The following is a 22,657-nucleotide window of genomic DNA, read 5'->3' as shown; positions in this document are numbered from 1 at the left end:
ATTATACACCTAAGAAGTTGAATTGAATTTAAATCAATAAATAAATAGTTATTAAACCAAAAACAAATATAAAATTTATTAAAAATCTATCATTTTGCATAAAAAAGACTAAAATCAAGCCTTCTTGGTGGGCTCTAACATTTTATACCACTGTGAAAATTCTTTTATTCCTTCTTTAATAGAAATTTTAGCCTCATACCCAACATCATTTTTAAGCTTTAAAATATCACAACAACTTTCCACAACATCTGCTTTTTGCATAGGCATATAATTTTTTAAAGCCTTTTTATCAAAATTTGCTTCAAGCTCGCTAATAAAATCTCGCAGTTTAGTTGCGCGTCCGGTTCCTATATTATATATTCTGTAAGGGAAAGAAGATGTTGACGAATTTGGATTTTTAACATCAAAATTACAATCACTCTTAGCTGGATTTTTCAACACTTTGTAAACACCTTCTGCAATGTCACTTACATATGTAAAATCTCTAGCCATATTCCCATTGTTAAAAATATTAATGGGCTTGCCATTTTTAATTCCATCTGAAAATAAATATAAAGCCATATCAGGCCTTCCATAAGTTCCATAAACCGTGAAAAATCTAAGCCCTGTTGTGGGAATATTAAAAGATGCACTATAAGCATGCGCCATCATCTCATTAGATTTTTTACTAGCTGCATATAAATTTAAAGGATGATCCGTAATAGAATCTTCACTAGATGGCATGTTTTCATTTATACCATAAACCGATGACGTAGAAGCATAAACAAAATGTTCAATTTTTTCTTTATAAACCCTGCACACATCCAAAACATTAAAAAACCCAACAATATTTATTGAAACATAGCTATCGGGATTTTCAAGACTATCTCTAATACCTGCTTGAGCAGCCAAATGACAAACATGTGTAAACTCATGAACTTTAAAAAGCTCTAACAGTTTATCCTTATTTAGGATATCAAGATAAAAAAAAGATAGATTATTATATTTTTCACTCTTAATAATTTTATGCGTTTTGACATCCTTAGAACAAAATCCCAAAGCTTCTAACCTTTCATGCTTAAATTTGAGTTCATAATAATCATTTAGTACGTCTATGCCTAAAACCTCATGCCCTTCTTCTACAAGCTTTTTAGCTACATGAAACCCAATAAACCCTGCAATTCCGGTTAAAAAAATTTTCATACCATTATTCCCCTTTAAAATTCAACATAAAGCAACACCATCAATCTATTTTTTAAAACCAATATCTCTTTTCTGATAGCTGCGAGAATTATTGATACCATACCTATTATTTCTAACATAAGAGACTCTTATTCTTTTTATATTTCCATCTCCCTCGCTTTCAGTTTTTATGTCACTATAACGATTTAAAGTTGTATGAATAATCCTTCTTTCAAAAGGATTCATTGATGGCAACAAAATAGAGCGCCTGGTTCTTTTGACTTTATGAAAAGAATTTATTGCTAAATTAATAAACCTAGATTTAAATCGTTCTCTATAATCTCCAATATCCAATATGACCCTATTAAAAGCACCATTTTCACCAATAAGCTTAGAGGCATAAACATTTGTTAAAAGCTGTAAAGAATCTAAATTTTTACCCTCTCGTCCAATCAAAATATTTGGACTATCTGTTTCAATAGAAATCTTAACATATCCCCCTTCTTTGAGCTCTATTGTCAAATGTACAGAATATCCCATTTTAATTAGCATTTCTTTTACAAATTCTAAAATTTTATCACAAATTTTATCACCAATTTTAATTTCAAAACCGCCTTTTTTAATCTTCTCCTTTACATGAGGAGAAACCCTTATTTTAATCATTTCTTTCTTAAATAAAAATCCAACTCTTTCTTTATCTAAAATTTCTACATCAAACTCGCCTTCTTTTAATTCTAGATCTCTCATTGCTTTCTTTATTGCTTCTTGTTCGGTTTTTCCGTAAAATTCATAGCTCATATTATTCCCCCTTAAGACAAATGCATCTTTATATAGTATTGCTGCAAAATAGTAAAAATATTTGTTGTAATCCAATATATCAAAAGCCCTGATGGCATATTGTAAAGTATGAAAAAAAACATAATAGGCATTCCAAAATATAAAAACTTCTGCTGTGCTCCAAGATTTTTTAAATCCATATTAGAACTAACAATTGTGGATCCCAATTGAGTAAACATCATAATAAAGGGCAAAATTCTAATATCGGTCCAAGAAACAAAATAAAGCTTATATCCAAAATGATATACACTGTCACCAATAGATAAATCATCGATCCATCCTGGAATAAAACTAGCTCCTCTTAATAAAAATAAATTATTTACAAGTGAATAAAGAGCAAAAAATATAGGAAGCTGTAAAATTACAGGGAAACACCCTCCAAGAGGATTAACTCCTTCTTCTTTATAAAGCCTTCCCATCTCTTCATTCAATTTTTTAGGATCATGCTTAAACTTTACTTGAAGCTCTTTCATTTTAGGCTGAAGCTTGGAAAGCTCTGCAGTAGCTCTAAATCCCTTAAACGTCAAAGGAAATATAAGTATTCTAACAACAATTGTCAAAAAAATAATTGAAAGCCCCCAATTAGGAATAACATTATAAAAAACTTGCATTACCATTTGCATAGGAACTTGAATTAAATACCACAAGCTCTTTTCCACTGACATTCCAAAAGAAATGTCAGATAAACCAAAGGTATTATCACCACTCTTGTCAAAAACGTCTAAATATCTATTATCCTTAGGTCCAGCATAAATAAAAAACTCATCGCTAATATTTTTTTTATTTCTAACATCATTAATAATAAACGATTTAAGGATTCCTCTTTCCTTCTTAAACTCAACTTCCATATTTTCTTTAGAAACCAATACCCCAAAATACTTAGTACTAGAACCAAGCCATCTAGGATTGCTAATTCTTAGACCATCTTTACCATATTTAAGCTTATTATCATAATAAATTATTTGAGATAAATAATTATTATATTGTAGCTTTGCTTTATCACTCAACCTTTCAATCTCAGAACTAAAAATAACTTTATAAGAATCAATATCAAATAAGTTATAATCCCCAAAACCATTTACAGTAACTTTAAATTTCATCAAATACTCATTTTTTTTCGAAAATGTATACTTCTTTACATATTCATAAGTTTTACCATTATTTTTAAAATAAGCTTTAAATTCATGATTAAAATCATCTATCTTTTTATACAAAAACAAATCTTCTACTAAATGGTCAAAACTAACATCAAAAAAAGTTTCATTTTTGTAATCAATATTAATCAGATCTGTAGGATCTTTTTCCAAATTTAAATGATTTTTAAGCTTTAATGAAACCAAATTTCCTCTAAATGTAGAAAAAGTAGCAACATATATCCCCGTTTCTACAACAATATCTTGAGACTTATTAATCAAATTAAAATTATTGCTCTTACTTGAAAACATCTCATTATCATCAAAGCTTTTGTTTAAATCAAACTGAACTTCTTTGTCAGAAGACTTAGGACTTAAAATGTTTGAAGAAAAAATATCATTAATGAGCATGAAAAGACCTATTAAAAATAAAGACAAATAAACTGTCCTTAAAATTTTTCTACCTTGATTCACTTGTGCCCCTTTCACACCATTAAAACCAAACTTTTCATAAGAGATTCAATACTAAAATAAGTCAAAGTTAACCCGTTGTAAGAAACTACAAAAATAATATCCAAAGCAATTCCTTCTAATAATTCTAATCTTTTTCTAAAAGCTTCTTTAAAAAGCCTTCTAATGCGATTCCTTTTAACAGATCCCCTAAAACCTTTAGAAAAGGTAACAAGAATTCTAGAATAAACCAAATGATTTGATTTATAAAACATTTTAAGATTAAGATTGCTAAATCTAATCAGATTGCCTTCTTTGAAAATTTTTTGAATTTCTATTTTTGATTTTAGACTAATATTTCTTTTTCTCATCAGAAACAGTTAATTTTATTCTTCCTTTTGCTCTTCGTCTTGAAAGAATAAGTCTTCCACCTTTAGTTTTCATTCTAGCTCTAAACCCAAATTTTCTATTTCTTTTTACACGACTGGGTTGATAAGTCCTTTTCAAAACACTCCTCCATTAAAAACAATTTTATTTATGCCACTAAGCTGAAAGTTGAACACTACCATGGTATAGCATATAAATGCGATTGTCAATAATAATCACTTTACCAAAACCTTTATATCTATTATTTTAATTCCCGTTAATTCTTTTATTGAATTCATTATCTTTGACTTATTGATTGATATACTATATAAAATACTTGAATTACTTACCTCAAGAAAAAGGATCTGCTCATTTTTAAAATCTAAAAATTTCACATCATCTGATAAAGTCTCAAAAATCTGATTCCATCTATCAGTAATCAATAATTTTGAACTTATTTTTTTATTAACAAGCAAATTGGATTCTAAATAATCTTTAAGAACATTCCCTATTTTTTTAAAAGCAGAGTCACTCATAGCAATTTCTTATACCACAATGCAAAAAACAATATAAAATAAACTTAGAAAGTCTTATTTTAATATTCAAAAATAACATTAATAATTCACCTTAACCTAAAGACATCGGCATTATCAAGTGCATAAAATTGAAATTTTCAGGTTCACTCAATTTAAATACATTGCCCGAATTAAATTGTATTTCTATCTTTGAAGTTTCAAAAACATTAACAGCTTCAACAAAATATGAAATATTAATAGCCACAACCTCATCTGCTCCGTCATACAGATAGTTCGGATCTTTAATAAAAAATTCACCTTTTCTTCCAGTAATCAAATCTTCTCCAAGAAGTTTTAATTGAAGCTCAGAAAAAGCTAGAACCAACTTTCTTGATTTATCAACATACAAATTGACTCTTGCAAGTCTATCTTTTAGAATGCTTAGCGAAACCAAAGATTTATTCTTTTGTTCCTTAGGTATAATGCTCTTATAATCCGGATAATTACCATTAATCAAACTACAAGCTATTTTATAATTATCAAATTCAACATAAAATTTTTTATCCGAAGATTTTATTTTGACCATGCCTTCTCCTGACATAAGATGTTTTAAAAAATTAAATATTTTTACAGGAACTATAAAATCCACATCTTCTTCAACCATGACTTCTGTTTTACAGATAGACATTCTGTGTCCATTGGTAGAAACAAGCAGCAAATTAGAATCTTCATCTTTTGTAAAATACACACCATTTAATACATTCTTGGATTCATCAAGATGAGCTGAAAAAGCTATTCTATTTATCATTTTTTTAAAAGATTTTTGTTTTATTTCAATTTCAAAAGTGTAATCTTCATTAACCATATCATAATTGTAATTTTCAATTTCTTCGTATGAAAAAGTAGGTTCTTTTAAATGATCTTCATATTCTTCTTTTTCATCTTTTAACTCACCCATAATTTCTAATTTACTATTATTTTCATTAAAAACTATTTTGATTTTCTTATAAAAACTGAATGCTTTTACTGCGTCATAAAAATTTGAAGCATTAATTAATACCTTAAAATCTGTTTCTGAAACAATTGAAATTGTACTTTCAAAAAAAATATTTCTGTCTGTTGATTTAATTATGAGATTAGATTTTTTGACCTCTATTAACAACGCACTCCAAATATCATTCATGTTTCTGTTCAATATTATTCCCTTTGCTTTTTCTATCTCATTTATAATTTGATTTGTTTTGCAAATAAAAAATGTGTTATTTAGCATAATGCCTCCTTGTATATTTTATTACATTTTATCTTTGTAAGATTTCATAAATTTTTCATTTTTAGTTTTTATAAATATATAGTAGTAATAGTAGTAAGTTTCTGTTTGATTGTCTAATTGCATATAATGCTATTTAATATAAGGAAATACCTTGTTAAATTATCGGTTGTTTTTTTGTTGTATTTTTGATAAATTGTTTGTTTTAATTGTTTAAAAGAATTCTTAATTTTTCAATTAGGTTTATTTTTTTTTATTTTGTTCATAAGTTCTGTGATTAAATTGTTAATTTCTTTGTCATTATTTCTATCTCTATTTATTTTATTTATTGAATAAAGCACTGTTGAGTGGGTTTTCCCTCCAATAATTTTCCCAATTTCAATTGTTGATAGCCCTGTAAAATTCCTCAAAAGGTATGCATAAATATGTCTAGCTTTTGTTATCTCTGGTTTTTTACTATGCCCCTCAATATCCTTGTGTGTAATTTTTAATTCTCTTAAGAGTATTTTTTTTATATTTTCAATATTAATTTTATTGCTTGATTCATTGGTTGGTTCTTTTTCGTAAATTATTATTTCTTTGATTATTTTTTCAACAATGTCAATGTCAATTTCTATATTGTCTAAATCTATATATGCTTTTAGTTTTGTTACGGCAGCCTCAAGGTCTCTTACATTTGTTGTAACTTTTTGAGCAACCAGATTTAGTATATCTTTAGGAACCTTTATACCATCCTCTTCTGCTTTTTTTTCGACAATAGCTACTCTGAATTCAAAATTGGGTTTTGATATATCAACATTTAGTCCCCTTGTGAATCTACTTTTTAGTCGATCTGTAAAATTTGTAAGTTCAGAAGGAGGCCGGTCACATGTAAATACTAATTGTTTATTGTCTTCATAAAGTGCATTAAATGTGTGAAAAAGCTCTTCTTGTATACCTTCTTTTTTTTGTAAGTCGTGAATATCATCTATAAGCAGCATGTCTAAGTATCTGTACTTTTTTTTAAATTTTTTTGTTTCGTGTGTCTTTATGCTTTCTACAAATTCATTTAAAAAATTTTCAGCTGTGACATATAATATCTTAAAGTTATGATGCAATTCTTCTGTTTTGTTTCCTATGCTTTGAAGCAAATGTGTTTTTCCAAGTCCAACTCCACCATAAATTAAACATGGATTATATTTTTTTCCAGGATTTTTTGAGATTGACAAGCTAGCATTGTATGCAAGTTTATTATTTGGTCCTATGATAAAATTTTCAAATGTATATCTTTTTTTAAGAAAGGGATTTTTAAAATTTGTGGGCTCTTCTTTTTCTTTAATATACATTTTTATACGATCTTGAATACTTTGAATAGGCTCTTTAAGGATTTTTTTTTCTTTAAGTTTGTCGAAATTTGGAAAAGTTTCGTTAAAAGCCATTTTTTTGCTTTCTTGTTTGTTAGAATGGGTTTTGGGCGGTTGATTTGTAAATTCAATGACTACGTTATTGTAGCTATTTTTTGTGAGGATTTCTTTAATTTTTTTTGTAAATCTTTTTTCTATTTGATTTTTGTGAAATAAATTTGGAGTAGATATTTTAATGTTGTCACCTATTGATTCTAAAAAACACAAATTTTCAAACCAAACATAAAACTCTTCTTCTGATAGTTCTTTTTTTATTTCTGTTAAAATTAAGCTCCATATATTTTTTGATTTTTCCATTGTTTTGTCCTTGTTGGTTTTAGCACTATACTTTTAACATTATATAGTATAATCTTAGATTAAGATTCTATCTAAATTGTTTGTTAATTTTAAAAAGTTTTTGGTACTTTGTATGTAATAGATATTATTTTTTTTTTAATGTAGAATTTATCTGTGTCTAGATTTTGATTAAATGAATGGAAGGTTTATGAATTATGTTGCTAGTAACATTCAGGTCTTAAAAGGACTTGAGGCTGTTAGGAAAAGGCCTGGCATGTATATAGGCTCTGTTTCTGTTAATGGGTTGCACCATTTGGTTTATGAAGTAGTTGACAATAGTATTGATGAGGCTTTAGCTGGATTTTGTGATATAATAGATGTTATTATTAATTTAGATAATACTATAACCGTTATTGATAATGGGAGAGGGATTCCTACCGATATTCATGAAGAGGAGGGTATTAGCGCCCTTGAACTTGTTTTAACAAAGCTACATTCTGGTGGTAAGTTTAACAAAGGCACTTATAAAGTTTCTGGGGGGCTTCATGGTGTTGGAATTTCGGTTGTAAATGCTTTGTCTTCGTTTTTAGAGGTTTATGTTAATAGGGATGGGAAAATTTTTAGGCAAACTTTTTCAAAAGGTATTCCAACCTCTAAAGTAGAAGTTGTGGGGGAATCTTCTATTACGGGAACCAAAGTTACTTTTTTGGCAGATTCTGAAATTTTTGAAACTTTAGATTATAATTTTGATGTTCTTGAAAAAAGGCTTAAAGAGCTTGCTTTTTTAAACGATAAAATATGTATTTCAATAGAAGATAAAAGAATTGGTAAAGAAAAATCTTCGAAATTTTATTTTGAGGGTGGGATAAAATCTTTTGTAGATTATTTAACCAATGACAGCAAAGCTTTTCAATCAGAACCTTATTATATTGATGGGTTTATTAATGATGTTATTGTTAATGTAGGGCTTAAATGGACCGAGAGCTATTCTGACAACATTCTTTCTTTTGTTAATAACATTAATACAAGAGAAGGGGGGACTCATGTTATGGGCTTTAGAAGTGGCCTTACTAAGGCCATGAACGAAGCTTTTAAAAATTCAAAAATAAGCAAAAAAGATGTTCCAAATCTTACAGGAGATGATTTTAAAGAGGGGCTTACAGCTGTTATTTCTGTTAAAGTTCCAGAACCTCAATTTGAAGGCCAAACAAAGAGTAAGCTTGGTAATTCTGAGATAAGAAAAATAGTTGAGGTTATTGTATATGAGCATTTATTGAAAATTATTAATTTAAATCCTTTAGAAATAGACATTATTCTTGGAAAAGCGATAAAAGCTGCTCGTGCTCGTGAAGCTGCAAGAAAAGCAAGAGAATCAGAAAGAAAAAAAAATGCATTTGAAAGCTTGGCATTGCCTGGAAAATTAGCCGATTGTGCTTCTAAAAATCCTTTGGAAAGAGAGATCTATATTGTAGAGGGTGATTCTGCTGGAGGAAGTGCTAAAATGGGTAGAAATAGATTTTTTCAGGCCATTTTGCCATTATGGGGAAAAATGCTTAATGTTGAGAAAACGAGAGAAGATAAGGTAATTACCAATGATAAGCTTATTCCCATAATTGCATCTCTTGGTGCAGGGGTTGGTAAAACTTTTGATATTACAAAGCTTCGTTACCACAAGGTCATTATTATGGCAGATGCTGATGTTGATGGATCTCATATTAGAACTTTGCTTTTAGCTTTTTTCTTTAGATATATGAGAGATTTAATTGAAAATGGTTATATATATATAGCCATGCCTCCTCTTTATAAAATAAAGTATGACAATCGTATTTATTATTTTTATGAAGAGAAGGAAAAAGAAAAATTTTTAGATTCTATTGAAACTAAAAATCGCAATAGTATTTCTCTTCAGAGATATAAAGGGCTTGGAGAGATGAATCCAACGCAGCTTTGGGAAACGACTATGGATCCTGCTAGAAGAAAAATGAGATTGATGAATATAGATGATGCTATTGAAGCTGAAAAAATTTTTGTTACTCTTATGGGAGATTTAGTTGAACCTAGAAAAGAATTTATTGAACAGAATGCACTTAATGTAATTAATCTTGATGTGTAATTGGAGCGTTAATGGCAGTTGGAGAAAATAAAGAACAAATATTAAATGTTAAGATAGAAGATGAAATAAAAACCTCTTATTTAAATTATGCAATGTCAGTTATTGTTTCCAGAGCTCTTCCAGATGTAAGAGATGGTCTTAAGCCGGTTCACAGGAGAATACTTTATTCTATGTATGAGATGGGACTTCGTTCTGATAAAGCTTTTAAAAAAGCTGGTAGAATAGTGGGGGATGTTCTTGGGAAATATCATCCTCATGGAGATCAATCAATTTATGATGCTCTTGTAAGACTTGCTCAAGATTTTTCACTTAGATATCCGGTAATACGGGGGCAGGGCAATTTTGGATCTATTGACGGAGATCCTCCTGCTGCTATGCGATATACTGAAGCTAAAATGGAAAAAATAACTGAATATATTGTTAAGGATATAGACAAAGAGACTGTTAATTTTAAGTCTAATTATGACGATTCTTTAAGTGAGCCTGAGATTATGCCCTCATCATTTCCATTTCTATTGGTTAATGGCTCTAGTGGAATTGCTGTTGGAATGGCTACTAATATGGCGCCTCATAACTTAAGGGAAATTTGTGATGCTATTGTTTATATGCTGGATAATGAGAATGCTTCTATATTTGATTTGCTTAAGATAGTTAAAGGGCCTGATTTTCCAACTTTTGGAGAGATTGTTTATAATGATAATTTAATTAAAGCATACAAAACTGGTAAGGGAAGTGTTGTTATTAGGGCAAGATATCATATTGAAGAAAGAACAGAAGATAGAAATGCTATAATTGTTACAGAAATACCTTATACGGTAAATAAATCTGCACTTCTTATGAAAGTTGCGCTTTTGGCAAAAGAAGAAAAACTGGAAGGACTTTTAGATATAAGGGATGAATCTGATCGAGAAGGCATTAGAATAGTTCTTGAGGTTAAAAGAGGATTCGATCCCCATGTTATTATGAACTTGCTTTATGAATATACTGAATTTAAAAAGCATTTTAGTATAAATAATTTAGCTCTTGTTAATGGCATTCCCAAACAGTTGAATTTAGAAGAATTATTATTTGAATTTATTGAGCATAGAAAAAATATTATCGAAAGACGTATTGAATTTGATTTGAGAAAGGCAAAAGAGAAAGCACATGTTCTTGAGGGATTAAATATTGCTTTAAATAATATAGATGAGGTTATTAAGATTGTTAAAGCGTCTAAATTAGCAAAAGATGCAAAGGAAAGGCTTGTTTCAAATTTTGGGCTTTCAGAGATTCAGGCTAATTCAGTTCTTGATATGAAGTTGCAAAAACTTACAGCTCTTGAAATTTTTAAGCTTGAAGAGGAGCTTAATGTGCTGTTAAGCTTAATAAAAGATTATGAAGATATTCTCTTGAATCCAGTAAGGATTATTAATATTATAAGAGAAGAAACTATTAATTTAGGTTTGAAATTTGGCGATGAACGTCGAACTAAAATAATTTATGATGAGGAGGTTTTAAAAACTAGTATGTCGGATTTAGTGCAAAAAGAAAATATTGTTGTTATGCTTACAAAGAAAGGTTTCCTTAAAAGACTTTCACAAAATGAGTATAAATTGCAAGGTACGGGAGGAAAAGGTCTCAGTTCGTTTGATCTAAATGATGGAGATGAGATTGTTATTGCTTTGTGTGTTAATACTCATGATCATTTATTTATGATTTCAAATGAAGGAAAGCTTTATTTAATCAATGCTTATGAAATAAAAGATTCTTCAAGAGCTTCAAAGGGTCAAAATATTAGTGAACTTATTAATTTGGGAGATCAAGAAGAAATATTAACTATTAAGAATAGTAAGGATTTTGCTGATGATGCTTATTTGTTGCTTGCAACTGCAAGTGGAAAGATAGCTAGATTCGAATCTGCAGATTTTAAAGCAGTAAAGTCACGAGGTGTTATTGTTATTAAACTTAATGATAAAGATTTTGTTACAAGTGCAGAGATTGTTTTTAAGGATGAAAAAATAATTTGTCTTTCTAAGAAGGGTAGTGCGTTTATATTTAATTCAAGGGATGTTAGGCTTACCAATAGGGGTACCCAAGGTGTTTGTGGAATGAAATTAAAAGAGGGTGATTTTTTTGTTAAAGTTTTGGCGGCTAGAGGAAATCCTTATCTCTTGATTATTTCTGAGAATGGGTATGGAAAAAGATTAAGTATATCTAAAATATCTGAGCTTAAAAGGGGAGCCACTGGTTATACTAGTTATAAAAAATCTGATAAAAAAGCGGGTAGTGTTGTTGATGCTATAGCAGTTTCAGAGGATGATGAAGTCTTGCTTGTAAGTAAACGTTCAAAAGCTTTAAGAACAGTAGCTGGAAAAGTATCTGAACAAGGCAAAGATGCTAGAGGAATTCAAGTGTTGTCACTTGATAATGACAGCTTGATTTCTGTTTCAAAATTTATTAAATAAAGAATTGGTTTTTCTTATTTAAGAATGTTCCACGTGGAACATTCTTTTTTTTTATTCTTAAATTGTAATTCAATATTATAACCTGGTAAAATTTTGTGTTGTAGGAGGTTCTGATAATATGGATGGAGTTTTTAAAATGATAGATATTCATCTTTTGGATATTGATGATGATCAGCCAAGGAAATCTGTTAGTCTTGTTGAATTAGAAGAGCTAAGCATTTCTATAAAAGAAAATGGAATTTTGCAACCTTTAATTGTTTGTAAAGCAAATGATAGATATAAAATAATAGTAGGAGAAAGAAGGTTTAGAGCTGCTAAGCTTATTCAGATGACAAATATTCCTGTTATCGAAGTTAACATAAAAGAATCCTGTAGAGATTTTATGCCTTTGGTTGAAAATATTCAAAGAGAAAATTTTACGCCTGTTGAGGAGGCTTATGCCTATAAAAATTTAATGAATAAACATTCTTTAACTCAAAAGGAGTTATCTGAAAAAATTGGCAAAAGTAGGACCTATATTTCAAATTTAGTTAGGATTTTAGATCTTGAACAAGAAATATTAAATGCAGTACATAGGAAAGAAATTTCTTTTGGGCATGCTAAAGTTATTTTATCCTTAAAAGATAAGCAAGATAGGTATAATCTTTATTTAATGATATTGAAAAAAAAAATTTCTGTAAGAGATGCAGAAAAATATGTTAAAAATTTATACAAATCTATAGTAAAAAAAAGAGAGCTAGAACAAGATCCTTTTTTAAGCAACATAAAAGAATTTTTATTTGATAAAATCCAAACAAAAATAGACATTAAAGGGAATCAAAATAAAGGCAAAATAGAGATAGAGTATTTTACTTCGGGTGATTTAAGAAGAATTGTTTCTTTTTTTGGTCATATTAGCTAAATTGTTTTTATAATTTAAAGATTGTAAAATATCTTTTCTTAATTTTATGAGAGCTTTGATTTATTGGGCATTTGGTACAACGCATAAATTTTTTAAGCTTGTTTTAAAATTGTTTAGTTTCTATAAAAAATATTAGACTTTAAATGAAGGGCAAAGTTTATATTTTGTTATGTGTGGCTAAATTAAAAAGTAAAAAATAATTTAATATTTGAAAAATGAATAATAATAATATATTTTATATACTCTTACTAGCTAAGTGCTAAAGTTAGATAGAATTATTTTTAATATGTTTTATTTTTTTCTTTATTTCTAAAATAGAATGAAAAAATAATTTTAAGTTTTCTTGCTTTAATTTTTTAAATTCGACATTTTTAAATTCTTTTATATTTTTTAATATGAAATCCAGCGCTTCTTTTATATCGTTTTCATATTTTTCGTTTTTTTTAAGTAATGATTTGTGTGTATCCTTTAAATCAAATTTTTTTTTATAAACAATTTTAAATTCTTTTAAAGAATTTATTTTGCCATTTAGAACCTCGGTTTTTAAAATAGAGGGACAAGATTTTTTAGATATTTCATATGATAATGATAAAGGTAATTTTTCTATAGTGAGTTGCTTGTCGGAATTTTCGATAAGCAGATTGTATCTTGATATTAAAGCGTAAACCTTGTCTTTTTTAAATCCCATACTTTTGAACCACTGATAAAAAAGGCCGTTATATTGATTGTTTCCTTTTAATTTGTCTTGAGCGTCTTTGAGTATCTTTCCAATTTTTGTATAAGTGTTGTTGAAAATATTGAAAATTTCATATTGCTTTTTTTTTAAAAAATCAGAAATATCTTTATCTAGCTTATTGTAGTCAAAGTTTTTTCTTTCAATTGAAATAATTTCTTTTTTTTCGATATTTTCTGAATTGGTTGAAGATGTTTCTAATTTTTTACCCATTAGAAACATTAAAGTTTCTAAATTGTCAGACATAGTTATTCCTTAATTTTGTTTATTATCTCTTTTGAGAGCTCTAAGAAATCTTTTGCAGCATTGCTTTCTTTGTCATATTCATATACAGGCATTTTTGCTTCTTGAGATTTTGAAATGCTTATGTTTTTCCTTATTTTTGTATTTAAAAGTTTTTCTTTAAAAACTTTTTTTAATAAGCTTATATATTTTTCTTTACTTTTATTCCTTATGTCGTATTTATTTATAAAAACACCCGTAATCTCTAAATTTTTATTTATTTGTTTTACAGTATTTATTGTATCTATTAGTTGATTTATACCTTCAAATGCAAAAAATTCCGTTTCAATTGGTATTAACAAATAATTGCTTGCAATAAGGGCATTTATAGTTAATATTGAAAGCGTAGGAGGGCAATCGATAATAATAAAATCATATTTATCTTTTTCATACAGCGCTAATGCATTTTTTAAAAAATTTTCTCTTGAAAGTTCATTTATTAATTCTTTTTCTAGCAAGGCTAATTTAATACTAGAAGGAATTATGTTTAATTTAAAATGATTTAAAGGTTTTACCTTTATTTTTTTATTAATTAGTTCATAACTTGAGTTTTCGGCTGTATGCTCCGAGGTGTTTGTGCCGCTGGTAGAGTTTCCTTGTGAATCAATATCTATTAGAAGAATTTTTTTGTCAAGCAGGGTCATTGAATAAGAAATATTAATGGCGCTTGTGGTTTTTCCTACGCCCCCTTTTTGATTGATTACAGATATTATTTTCATATAAATTTTCTCTTTTTATTTGGTTTTGTTTTTATATTTTAAAACATAAATGATAAAAATAATAATACTTTAAATTAGTTTTTAAATATTTGATTATTTGATATGCATATTATTCTTTATGAAACTTTGAAATTTCTTGAATTAAGCCATTTTCTATAAAAAATTCTGATATTTTTTGCTTATTTTTTGTTTTGAATTTAATTGAAGTGTTTATTTTGTTTGAAAAGTTTGAATCTATTATGTCTATTTCAAGTTTATTTTTCATTTTTAATAGTGAATTGTATTGGTTGTAAGTTAAATTTAAGCTTAAAATTTCTAATTCCTCTTTTTCTATTATAGATGTATTATTAATAACTTCTTTGGCAGACTTGTAATATGCTTTGATTAATCCCCCTCTGCCAAGCAAAGTGCCTCCAAAATATCGCAATGTTATTATTAAAGTATCAGTTAAATTATTATGTATTATAGCATCTAGTGTTGGTTTTCCAGCCGTTAAATTAGGCTCTCTGTCATCACTCATTCCATTTAAGAATGAGTTTTTATTTCCGATTCTAAATCCATAAACCACATGCGTAGCATTTTTAAATTTTATTTTGTATTTTTTAATAGTTTTATTTATATCGTCTTTTTTTTCAATGTTAAAAATATATGAAACAAAGATGGATTTCTTTATTTCAATTTTAGAATTACTATTGTTTTTTGGCACTAATATCATATAACGTAAGTATACTATCTTTTTAGATATTGCAGTATTTATTGTTTATGTATATTATTAATAGTGTTTATTTTTATTATTGATTGTTATAAATATCCAGAAAAGAGGTAAAAATGATATCAGGCTTGAATCCAACATTAAGGTTATTCAAAGATCATAAAATACTTTATTCTAACATGGAAAGGGGATTAAAGCCCCTTTTAGAAGTAGATAATTTTATCAATAAATATATCCAGAATAAAGAAGGACTTGAAATTTATGATAAAGTTGTAGGCAAGGCAGCAGCTGTTATTATTTATAATATAGGGCTTCAAAATGTTCAAGCCGGGGTTGTTTCTCAACCCGCAAAGGATTTTTTAGAAAGCAGAGGAATAAAAGTAGCCTATAAAAAATTGGTAGAAAAAATAAATGACAGGGCAGAAAGTTTGATTGAAAGCTTGGAAAATCCCGAAGAGGTTTATAAGTATATGATTAAAAGAGGCATTATAGTCAATAATTTATAAATTATGAAAATAATTGAGCTATTTTTTAGCTAGCTATGTGACTTTGAGTATACAGTGATAATTAGGGCTATATTATATATTAATATTATTAAGTTTCCCCAATTTAGGTAAAAATTGCTTTTATTATAGTTAAAAATCCAAATTCCAGCGTAAACGCCTAAAAATCCTCCTATAGAAGATGTAAACATGATTAAATTAGGTTCGATTGTATGTTGATTAATTTTGTTTTGATTTTCTTTAGCATCAGTCTGTTCGGTAAATTTGCTGTCAATAAAAATCATGGCAAAACCTGCAAGAGTAATGCATAGAAAATAGATCATAAATATTTTTCTAATTAATGCAAACATAAATTTTCCCTTTCTTTTAGCTTTTTAATCATTAATACTTAATGATATAACTAAATGTAATACAAAAGCAAGTATTTTGATAGACATATAAAATGTAGCTTATAACTTATTTTTGTATTTGGCGAATAAAGGGTTTTAGATTTTTATCATTAAGAAAAATGCTTTTAATATATTTATTTTTGTTTTTTGGAGGAATTAAAAGGAGCCGTGTTATATATTGTTGGTACGCCAATAGGCAATTTAGAAGATATTACTTATAGAGCAATTGATATTTTAAAATCGGTAAATGTTATCTTTGCAGAAGATACTAGGGTTACTAGTAAACTTTTGTCGCGATATAAAATTAACAAAAAAATGATTTCTTGTAATGCCGTAACAGAAAATAAGAGGGTAGGTTTACTATTGGATTATTTGGCAAAAGGATATTCTATTGCTTTTGTTAGTGACGCTGGTACTCCAGGGCTTAGTGATCCCGGGAGCTTATTAGTTGCTGCTGCTTTTAGAGGAGGATATAAAGTTTGTCCAATTCCTGGAGTAAGTTCTTTTAATACAATTGTAAGTGTTAATCCTTTTAGAGATAAATCGGTGTTTTTTGAGGGATTTTTGCCCAACAAAGGTCTTAAAAGATTTAAAAGAATTGCCGAGCTATATAAAAGGGGAGATGCTTTTGTTTTGCTTGAATCTGGCCATAGAATTTTGAAGTTGCTTGTTGAAATTTCTTCTGTTAGTTTAGATGCAAAGGTTCTTGTTGGTCGCGAGATGACAAAAGTTTATGAAGAATATCAAATTGGCAAACCTTTAGAATTAAAAAAATATTTTGAATCGAGCAAGGATAAGGTTAAAGGAGAATTTACTATTTTAGTCAGCAGAAGTCGCTTATAATAAATGTTTTATATTTAGATTTCAAAGATTTATTTATTGTTGATTTTATCTGATTAATTTATTATGCTATACTTGAATTTTGATAGGGGTTTTTATGAAGATTTATTTAGCTTCTCCATTTTTTACCGAAGAGGAAATTAAACTAAGGGATGAGGTTTTGAAATTTCTTGAAGAGTTTAATTTAGATGTGTTTTCTCCAGAGCATCATGCTGTTAAAAAGATGGGATTGCTTGAGAAGGTTGATGATAACTTTGCAAATAGAGATATAAGAGAGAAGATAAGAGAAATAGATTTAAAAGAGCTAGTTAGTAGCGATATTGTTTTGGCCTTGGTTAATTATGTTGATGCGGGTACGGCCTATGAAAGAGGATTTGCCTTTGCTAAAAAAATACCAAGTATAGATTTTTTTAAAGATAAAAAAGATTCTGATTTTTATAATTTAATGTATAGCGACTGTACTGCGGCTTTTTCTAATTATAAGGATCTTAGGGAAGGGATTTTGACTTTTAAAGAATTGTGGATTAAGTTTAAAGGAGATAATGAAAATTTCAGAACCTTTTTTGATTATTTAAAAGCTAAATTGGGAAATAAATTAAAAAAAATTTTTACAACTTTGCCTGTTAATGAAAAATGTGGTTGTTAATGCTTTTAGAACGGTTTATTAATAAAATTTATTTTTTTATATTTTATATTAATAAAATAATGAAAAGGTATTGACAATATGTTTCTTCTTTTGTTAAAGTATTAAAGGTTGAAATGATTATTGGAAGATGAGAGAAGGGAAGAGTTAAGTAAGGTTGAAAGCCAAAAGAATAAACAAAACCTGTTAATTTTTTTAAATAAAAAAAATAAGAATAACGAAGAGTTTGATCCTGGCTTAGAACTAACGCTGGCAGTGCGTCTTAAGCATGCAAGTCAAACGGGATGTAGCAATACATTCAGTGGCGAACGGGTGAGTAACGCGTGGATGATCTACCTATGAGATGGGGATAACTATTAGAAATAGTAGCTAATACCGAATAAAGTCAGTTAATTTGTTAATTGATGAAAGGAAGCCTTTAAAGCTTCGCTTGTAGATGAGTCTGCGTCTTATTAGCTAGTTGGTAGGGTAAATGCCTACCAAGGCGATGATAAGTAACCGGCCTGAGAGGGTGAACGGTCACACTGGAACTGAGATACGGTCCAGACTCCTACGGGAGGCAGCAGCTAAGAATCTTCCGCAATGGGCGAAAGCCTGACGGAGCGACACTGCGTGAATGAAGAAGGTCGAAAGATTGTAAAATTCTTTTATAAATGAGGAATAAGCTTTGTAGGAAATGACAAAGTGATGACGTTAATTTATGAATAAGCCCCGGCTAATTACGTGCCAGCAGCCGCGGTAATACGTAAGGGGCGAGCGTTGTTCGGGATTATTGGGCGTAAAGGGTGAGTAGGCGGATATATAAGTCTATGCATAAAATACCACAGCTCAACTGTGGACCTATGTTGGAAACTATATGTCTAGAGTCTGATAGAGGAAGTTAGAATTTCTGGTGTAAGGGTGGAATCTGTTGATATCAGGAAGAATACCGGAGGCGAAGGCGAACTTCTGGGTCAAGACTGACGCTGAGTCACGAAAGCGTAGGGAGCAAACAGGATTAGATACCCTGGTAGTCTACGCTGTAAACGATGCACACTTGGTGTTAACTAAAAGTTAGTACCGAAGCTAACGTGTTAAGTGTGCCGCCTGGGGAGTATGCTCGCAAGAGTGAAACTCAAAGGAATTGACGGGGGCCCGCACAAGCGGTGGAGCATGTGGTTTAATTCGATGATACGCGAGGAACCTTACCAGGGCTTGACATATATAGGATATAGTTAGAGATAATTATTCCCCGTTTGGGGTCTATATACAGGTGCTGCATGGTTGTCGTCAGCTCGTGCTGTGAGGTGTTGGGTTAAGTCCCGCAACGAGCGCAACCCTTGTTATCTGTTACCAGCATGTAATGGTGGGGACTCAGATAAGACTGCCGGTGATAAGTCGGAGGAAGGTGAGGATGACGTCAAATCATCATGGCCCTTATGTCCTGGGCTACACACGTGCTACAATGGCCTGTACAAAGCGAAGCGAAACAGTGATGTGAAGCAAAACGCATAAAGCAGGTCTCAGTCCGGATTGAAGTCTGAAACTCGACTTCATGAAGTTGGAATCGCTAGTAATCGTATATCAGAATGATACGGTGAATACGTTCTCGGGCCTTGTACACACCGCCCGTCACACCACCCGAGTTGAGGATACCCGAAGCTATTATTCTAACCCGTAAGGGAGGAAGGTATTTAAGGTATGTTTAGTGAGGGGGGTGAAGTCGTAACAAGGTAGCCGTACTGGAAAGTGCGGCTGGATCACCTCCTTTCTAAGAGAAAGATAAACTAAGGCTAATTCCGTTAACTCTTCCCTGTTCTTTTCTTTTGATAAAAGAATTTTTAAAACCAGTGTTATTTTGTTAAGTTTAATAGGAACTTATTTATTAAATTTTTGATATTAAAGCAACTTTATTAAACTTAAACTTAAGTTTAGATCATTTTGGGGGTTTAGCTCAGCTGGCTAGAGCATCGGCTTTGCAAGCCGAGGGTCAAGGGTTCGAGTCCCTTAACCTCCATTTGGCATGTGCCTTGGATTGTAATTAAGCATGTTTTCAATTAATCTTGTTGGAGTAATTATTTAAAGAGAAAGTTAGAATTTCTGGGCTAAAGATGGAATCTTTTGATACTAAGAAGAATATCTAGAAACAAAAGCAAACCTCTTATAAAAACTTACGGTGTGTCACTAAATCATAAGAATTAAACAAGATTACATTTTCTAGTAGTCTATTTTATAAACACCCCACATTCATTACTAGCTTTTAATTAGGAATTAATGTGGGACGTTAAAGCGTGATGTCTGGGGGCAAATCTTGTAACGAATCGTGACCTTTATTATTGTTACCACCACGTAGTGATAGGGATTTGTATAAGACTTTGGGTTATAAGTGGGGGGAGTAAGGGTTGTGTTCAAATCATTACTCTTATACCCTGAGTTGCGTACGTTCTATAGTGGCCTGTGTAAAGCAAAGATAAATAGTGATGTGAAGCAAAACGCGTAAAGCAGGTCTCAGTCCAGATTGAAGTTTGAAATTCGACTTCATGAAGTTGGAATCGCTAGTAATCGTATATCAGAATGATACGATGAATACGTTCTCAGGCCTTGTACACGCCCCGCCCGTCACGTCATTTGAGTTGAGGATGCCCCAAGTTATTATCTTAATCCGTAAGGGAGGGAGGTGCTTGAGGTATGTTTAAGGAGAGGAGCGAGGTTGCAACAAGACGATCGCATTTTCCAGTATGGCTGGATTAGTCTCTTTTTAAGAGAAAGACAAATTAAGGCTAATTTTATTGACCATTCTTTGTGCTTTTATTTTGATGAAAAGTCTTTGAAGTCAAGGTAAATTTTTGATTTAAAATTTAGAAAAATAAATCTTTAGTAACTGTTTGGCAGTATTCAGTTTTATATTTAATTAAGCTTTGTTTTAATAGTAATTACAATTTTAGATTTTAAGGTGAATAATTTTTTACATTATTAATAATAGCTTAAAGCGCTACTGCCATACTTAAAATGATGGAATATATTGGGACCAGGATGAGTTGAACATCCGACCTCAGGTTTATCAGACCTGCGCTCTAACCACCTGAGCTATGATCCCTTAAACATACAATTCTTTACAAATTTTATTTAAATCTTATAACTTTGTCAATATCTCTTATATCTTTAAAAGATATAAGAGATATTGTGTATAGCTTAGAATTTTTACATATTTATCAATGTCCTTTATTTTATATTTTAGATTAGCATTTTCATATAATATGATTTAAGTTGAATTAGTTTAGCTTTTTAAGTTTTTTTGGATTAAAAATCTAAAAAATTTATTTAAATATGTATTTAATGGATGATTAAATTATTTTATTTTTTATTTTTATTGTGGGTAATATACTTTTATGTTTTGCATGTGTGTTTTGGTAATATTTTTTTTTATTATTATCTTGTTTTAAAATTGAGTTTATGGATCGATATTTTTTTTTGCAAGATGCTGCTACCGTTGCAAAGTTATTGCTTGGTAATTTTTTAATCAGAAAGATCAACAAAGAGGAAATGGTTACCAGAATTGTTGAAACAGAAGCTTATATGGGGATAACAGATAGCGCCTGTCATTCTTATGGCGGCAAGATAACAAATCGCACAAGTGCTATGTATAGCATAGGCGGATATTCTTATGTGTATATAATATATGGCATGCATTATATGTTTAACATTGTAACTGCAGATAAAAATAATCCTCAAGCTGTTTTAATCAGAAGTGTAGAGCCTATTTCTCCATTATTGGGGGAGAAAAGTATTCTTACCAATGGTCCTGGGAAACTTACAAAATTTTTAAATATTGATTTGACTTTTAATAAAATTGATCTTATTGGGAATAATGAGCTTTTTTTACAAAGAGGCATGAATTTCGATTTTAATATAGCTTGTTCAAAAAGAATCAATATTGATTATGCAAAAGAGAGCGATATAAACAAGCCTTGGAGATTTTATATCAAAGATAACAAATTTGTTTCAAGGCGTTGATTTTCGTTTGAATATATTTTTAAAAAATTTTAAAAATATAATATTATTAAATTTGATTATTTTCTTCTTTAAGAGTAATTTATTGAGAATAAATTATTTGTGATAGTATATTTTACAAGAGAGATTTATATATGAATTCTAATTATAAAAGATATAAAATGCTAGTTTTTGACCTTGATGGCACTTTATTGAACAACAATCATGAGATTACTTTTTTAACCCTTGAAGTTCTTTTGGCTTTGGAGAAAGATTTTAAAATAATTATTGCAACCGGTAGAAGATTGAGTGAAGTTAAAAATATTAGGAATCAATTAAAAGAAATTAGTATTAATGAAAATTATCTTGTAACGGCGAATGGGGCTGAAGTGTTTTTGCAAGAAAATTTAATTTTTAGACATGCAATGAGTTATGGTTTAGTAAAAGAAATTCTCAAGATACATAAAGACAATGTTGATGTTAATCTTTATACTTTTGATAATTGGTATTCTAATGCATATGTTAAAAGTCCTATTATGAAGCATTTTATTAGGGATTTAGGCCTAAATGTTACGATTGGGGATCTGACCAAACTAAACGTTGATTCTGTTTCTAAGATTGTTTATTATTGTGATGATTTGGCAATTCTTAATAAACTTGACAATGACATTAGGGGTAAAGATTTCAAGGACATAAGGGTGTTTTTTTCTTCTAAAGATTTATTAGAGGTTACCAATATTAATGCTAATAAATATAATGCTATTAAAAATATTGCTTTTCTTGAAAGCATTCCATTGTATGATGTTTTAGCTTTTGGAGATAATAATAATGATTATGAGATGCTCAAAAATCTTGGCAAAGGGGTTTTAATGAAAAATGCCAATGAATTTCTTAAAATTAATTTAGCGAATAACGAAATGACAAAATTTAGCAATGATGAGGATGGTGTTGCTAAGTTTTTAATTGATTTTTTTGAGCTTAATATTAAGTATTAATTTGCA

20 protein-coding genes, 2 tRNA genes, 1 rRNA gene and 1 other annotated feature are annotated in these 22,657 nt (G+C 29.4%); of the genes, 10 read left to right on the top strand and 13 right to left on the bottom strand.

Translation table 11 applies throughout. The features are described 5' to 3' along the window. Window positions 1-114: 114 nt before the first annotated feature. The 8 genes from QIA22_RS02765 to dnaA form a co-directional block, all read right to left on the bottom strand. On the bottom strand, window positions 115-1,182 hold the full coding sequence (locus tag QIA22_RS02765) for an NAD-dependent epimerase (RefSeq protein ID WP_301611623.1): 1,068 nt from the start codon (window positions 1,180-1,182) through the stop codon (window positions 115-117). A 45-nt stretch (window positions 1,183-1,227) separates the two neighbouring features. Further along, window positions 1,228-1,959, bottom strand: a complete 732-nt coding sequence (gene jag, locus QIA22_RS02760) for an RNA-binding cell elongation regulator Jag/EloR (RefSeq protein WP_301611622.1) — start codon at window positions 1,957-1,959, stop codon at window positions 1,228-1,230. Window positions 1,960-1,970: 11 nt separating this feature from the next. Continuing rightward, window positions 1,971-3,605: a membrane protein insertase YidC gene (yidC, locus tag QIA22_RS02755; RefSeq protein WP_301611621.1), complete on the bottom strand. Its 1,635-nt coding sequence runs from the start codon at window positions 3,603-3,605 to the stop codon at window positions 1,971-1,973. A gap of 11 nt (window positions 3,606-3,616) precedes the next feature. Further along, complete coding sequence (rnpA, locus tag QIA22_RS02750) at window positions 3,617-3,952, bottom strand: ribonuclease P protein component (protein ID WP_301611620.1); 336 nt, start codon at window positions 3,950-3,952, stop codon at window positions 3,617-3,619. After that, window positions 3,933-4,088 carry a 50S ribosomal protein L34 gene (gene rpmH / locus QIA22_RS02745; protein WP_004789541.1) on the bottom strand — a complete coding sequence of 52 codons (156 nt, stop codon included), beginning with the start codon at window positions 4,086-4,088 and terminating at the stop codon, window positions 3,933-3,935. The genes rnpA and rpmH overlap by 20 nt, the downstream gene beginning before the upstream one ends. Window positions 4,089-4,183: 95 nt before the next feature. Further along, window positions 4,184-4,483: a hypothetical protein gene (locus tag QIA22_RS02740; RefSeq protein ID WP_301611619.1), complete on the bottom strand. Its 300-nt coding sequence runs from the start codon at window positions 4,481-4,483 to the stop codon at window positions 4,184-4,186. 91 nt (window positions 4,484-4,574) lie between these two features. Further along, window positions 4,575-5,732: a DNA polymerase III subunit beta gene (dnaN, locus tag QIA22_RS02735; RefSeq protein WP_301611618.1), complete on the bottom strand. Its 1,158-nt coding sequence runs from the start codon at window positions 5,730-5,732 to the stop codon at window positions 4,575-4,577. Window positions 5,733-5,962: 230 nt separating this feature from the next. Beyond that, window positions 5,963-7,429 (bottom strand): chromosomal replication initiator protein DnaA, encoded by a 1,467-nt coding sequence (dnaA, locus tag QIA22_RS02730; RefSeq protein ID WP_301611617.1) that lies wholly within the window; start codon window positions 7,427-7,429, stop codon window positions 5,963-5,965. 187 nt (window positions 7,430-7,616) lie between these two features. Here dnaA and gyrB point away from each other — a divergent pair, with 187 nt between their 5' ends. The 3 genes from gyrB (at window position 7,617) to QIA22_RS02715 (ending at window position 12,866) form a co-directional block, all read left to right on the top strand. Continuing rightward, window positions 7,617-9,521: a DNA topoisomerase (ATP-hydrolyzing) subunit B gene (gene gyrB, locus QIA22_RS02725; RefSeq protein WP_301611616.1), complete on the top strand. Its 1,905-nt coding sequence runs from the start codon at window positions 7,617-7,619 to the stop codon at window positions 9,519-9,521. Between the two features lie 11 nt (window positions 9,522-9,532). Next, on the top strand, window positions 9,533-11,965 hold the full coding sequence (gyrA, locus tag QIA22_RS02720; protein WP_301611615.1) for a DNA topoisomerase (ATP-hydrolyzing) subunit A: 2,433 nt from the start codon (window positions 9,533-9,535) through the stop codon (window positions 11,963-11,965). A 118-nt stretch (window positions 11,966-12,083) separates the two neighbouring features. Next, window positions 12,084-12,866 carry a ParB/RepB/Spo0J family partition protein gene (locus tag QIA22_RS02715; RefSeq protein WP_301611614.1) on the top strand — a complete coding sequence of 261 codons (783 nt, stop codon included), beginning with the start codon at window positions 12,084-12,086 and terminating at the stop codon, window positions 12,864-12,866. A gap of 265 nt (window positions 12,867-13,131) precedes the next feature. On the opposite strand, the gene QIA22_RS02710 is transcribed toward QIA22_RS02715, so the two are convergent. The 3 genes from QIA22_RS02710 to QIA22_RS02700 all read right to left on the bottom strand — a co-directional run bounded on the left by QIA22_RS02710 (window position 13,132) and on the right by QIA22_RS02700 (window position 15,315). After that, entirely contained in the window at window positions 13,132-13,845 is a 714-nt protein-coding gene (locus QIA22_RS02710) for a hypothetical protein (RefSeq protein ID WP_301611613.1), read from the bottom strand. Between the two features lie 2 nt (window positions 13,846-13,847). Next, window positions 13,848-14,600: a ParA family protein gene (locus QIA22_RS02705; protein WP_301611612.1), complete on the bottom strand. Its 753-nt coding sequence runs from the start codon at window positions 14,598-14,600 to the stop codon at window positions 13,848-13,850. 109 nt (window positions 14,601-14,709) lie between these two features. Then, window positions 14,710-15,315, bottom strand: coding sequence for a YigZ family protein (locus tag QIA22_RS02700; RefSeq protein WP_301611611.1), 606 nt, complete (start codon window positions 15,313-15,315; stop codon window positions 14,710-14,712). Between the two features lie 113 nt (window positions 15,316-15,428). Here QIA22_RS02700 and QIA22_RS02695 point away from each other — a divergent pair, with 113 nt between their 5' ends. Beyond that, a complete protein-coding gene (locus QIA22_RS02695; protein WP_002557021.1) occupies window positions 15,429-15,818 on the top strand; it encodes a DUF1893 domain-containing protein in 390 nt (129 codons plus the stop codon). 29 nt (window positions 15,819-15,847) lie between these two features. Here the strand turns inward: QIA22_RS02695 and QIA22_RS02690 are convergent, their stop codons facing one another. Then, window positions 15,848-16,165 (bottom strand): hypothetical protein, encoded by a 318-nt coding sequence (locus QIA22_RS02690; protein ID WP_301611610.1) that lies wholly within the window; start codon window positions 16,163-16,165, stop codon window positions 15,848-15,850. Window positions 16,166-16,372: 207 nt separating this feature from the next. Here QIA22_RS02690 and rsmI point away from each other — a divergent pair, with 207 nt between their 5' ends. From rsmI to QIA22_RS02670, 4 genes are all read left to right on the top strand, one after another. Beyond that, window positions 16,373-17,047 carry a 16S rRNA (cytidine(1402)-2'-O)-methyltransferase gene (rsmI, locus tag QIA22_RS02685; RefSeq protein WP_301611609.1) on the top strand — a complete coding sequence of 225 codons (675 nt, stop codon included), beginning with the start codon at window positions 16,373-16,375 and terminating at the stop codon, window positions 17,045-17,047. A 94-nt stretch (window positions 17,048-17,141) separates the two neighbouring features. After that, entirely contained in the window at window positions 17,142-17,690 is a 549-nt protein-coding gene (locus QIA22_RS02680) for a 2'-deoxyribosyltransferase (RefSeq protein ID WP_071983401.1), read from the top strand. Window positions 17,691-17,901: 211 nt separating this feature from the next. Continuing rightward, a 16S ribosomal RNA gene (locus QIA22_RS02675) occupies window positions 17,902-19,437 on the top strand. A 172-nt stretch (window positions 19,438-19,609) separates the two neighbouring features. Further along, window positions 19,610-19,683 (top strand) — tRNA-Ala (locus QIA22_RS02670). 230 nt (window positions 19,684-19,913) lie between these two features. Then, window positions 19,914-20,411, top strand: a sequence feature (16S ribosomal RNA rRNA prediction is too short). Between the two features lie 278 nt (window positions 20,412-20,689). Here the strand turns inward: QIA22_RS02670 and QIA22_RS02665 are convergent. Beyond that, a tRNA-Ile gene (locus tag QIA22_RS02665) sits at window positions 20,690-20,763 on the bottom strand. Window positions 20,764-21,119: 356 nt separating this feature from the next. Here QIA22_RS02665 and QIA22_RS02660 point away from each other — a divergent pair. Beyond that, window positions 21,120-21,680: a DNA-3-methyladenine glycosylase gene (locus QIA22_RS02660; RefSeq protein WP_301611608.1), complete on the top strand. Its 561-nt coding sequence runs from the start codon at window positions 21,120-21,122 to the stop codon at window positions 21,678-21,680. Window positions 21,681-21,811: 131 nt separating this feature from the next. Next, the gene (locus QIA22_RS02655; RefSeq protein ID WP_301611607.1) at window positions 21,812-22,651 is read left to right on the top strand and encodes a Cof-type HAD-IIB family hydrolase; all 840 of its coding nucleotides are present in this window, start codon (window positions 21,812-21,814) and stop codon (window positions 22,649-22,651) included. The last annotated feature ends 6 nt before the right edge of the window (window positions 22,652-22,657 follow it).

It is taken from the genome of Borreliella kurtenbachii, assembly GCF_030437945.2.
Classification (GTDB): Bacteria; Spirochaetota; Spirochaetia; order Borreliales; family Borreliaceae; genus Borreliella; species Borreliella carolinensis.
This window is presented reverse-complemented; position numbering and strand designations above follow the sequence as displayed.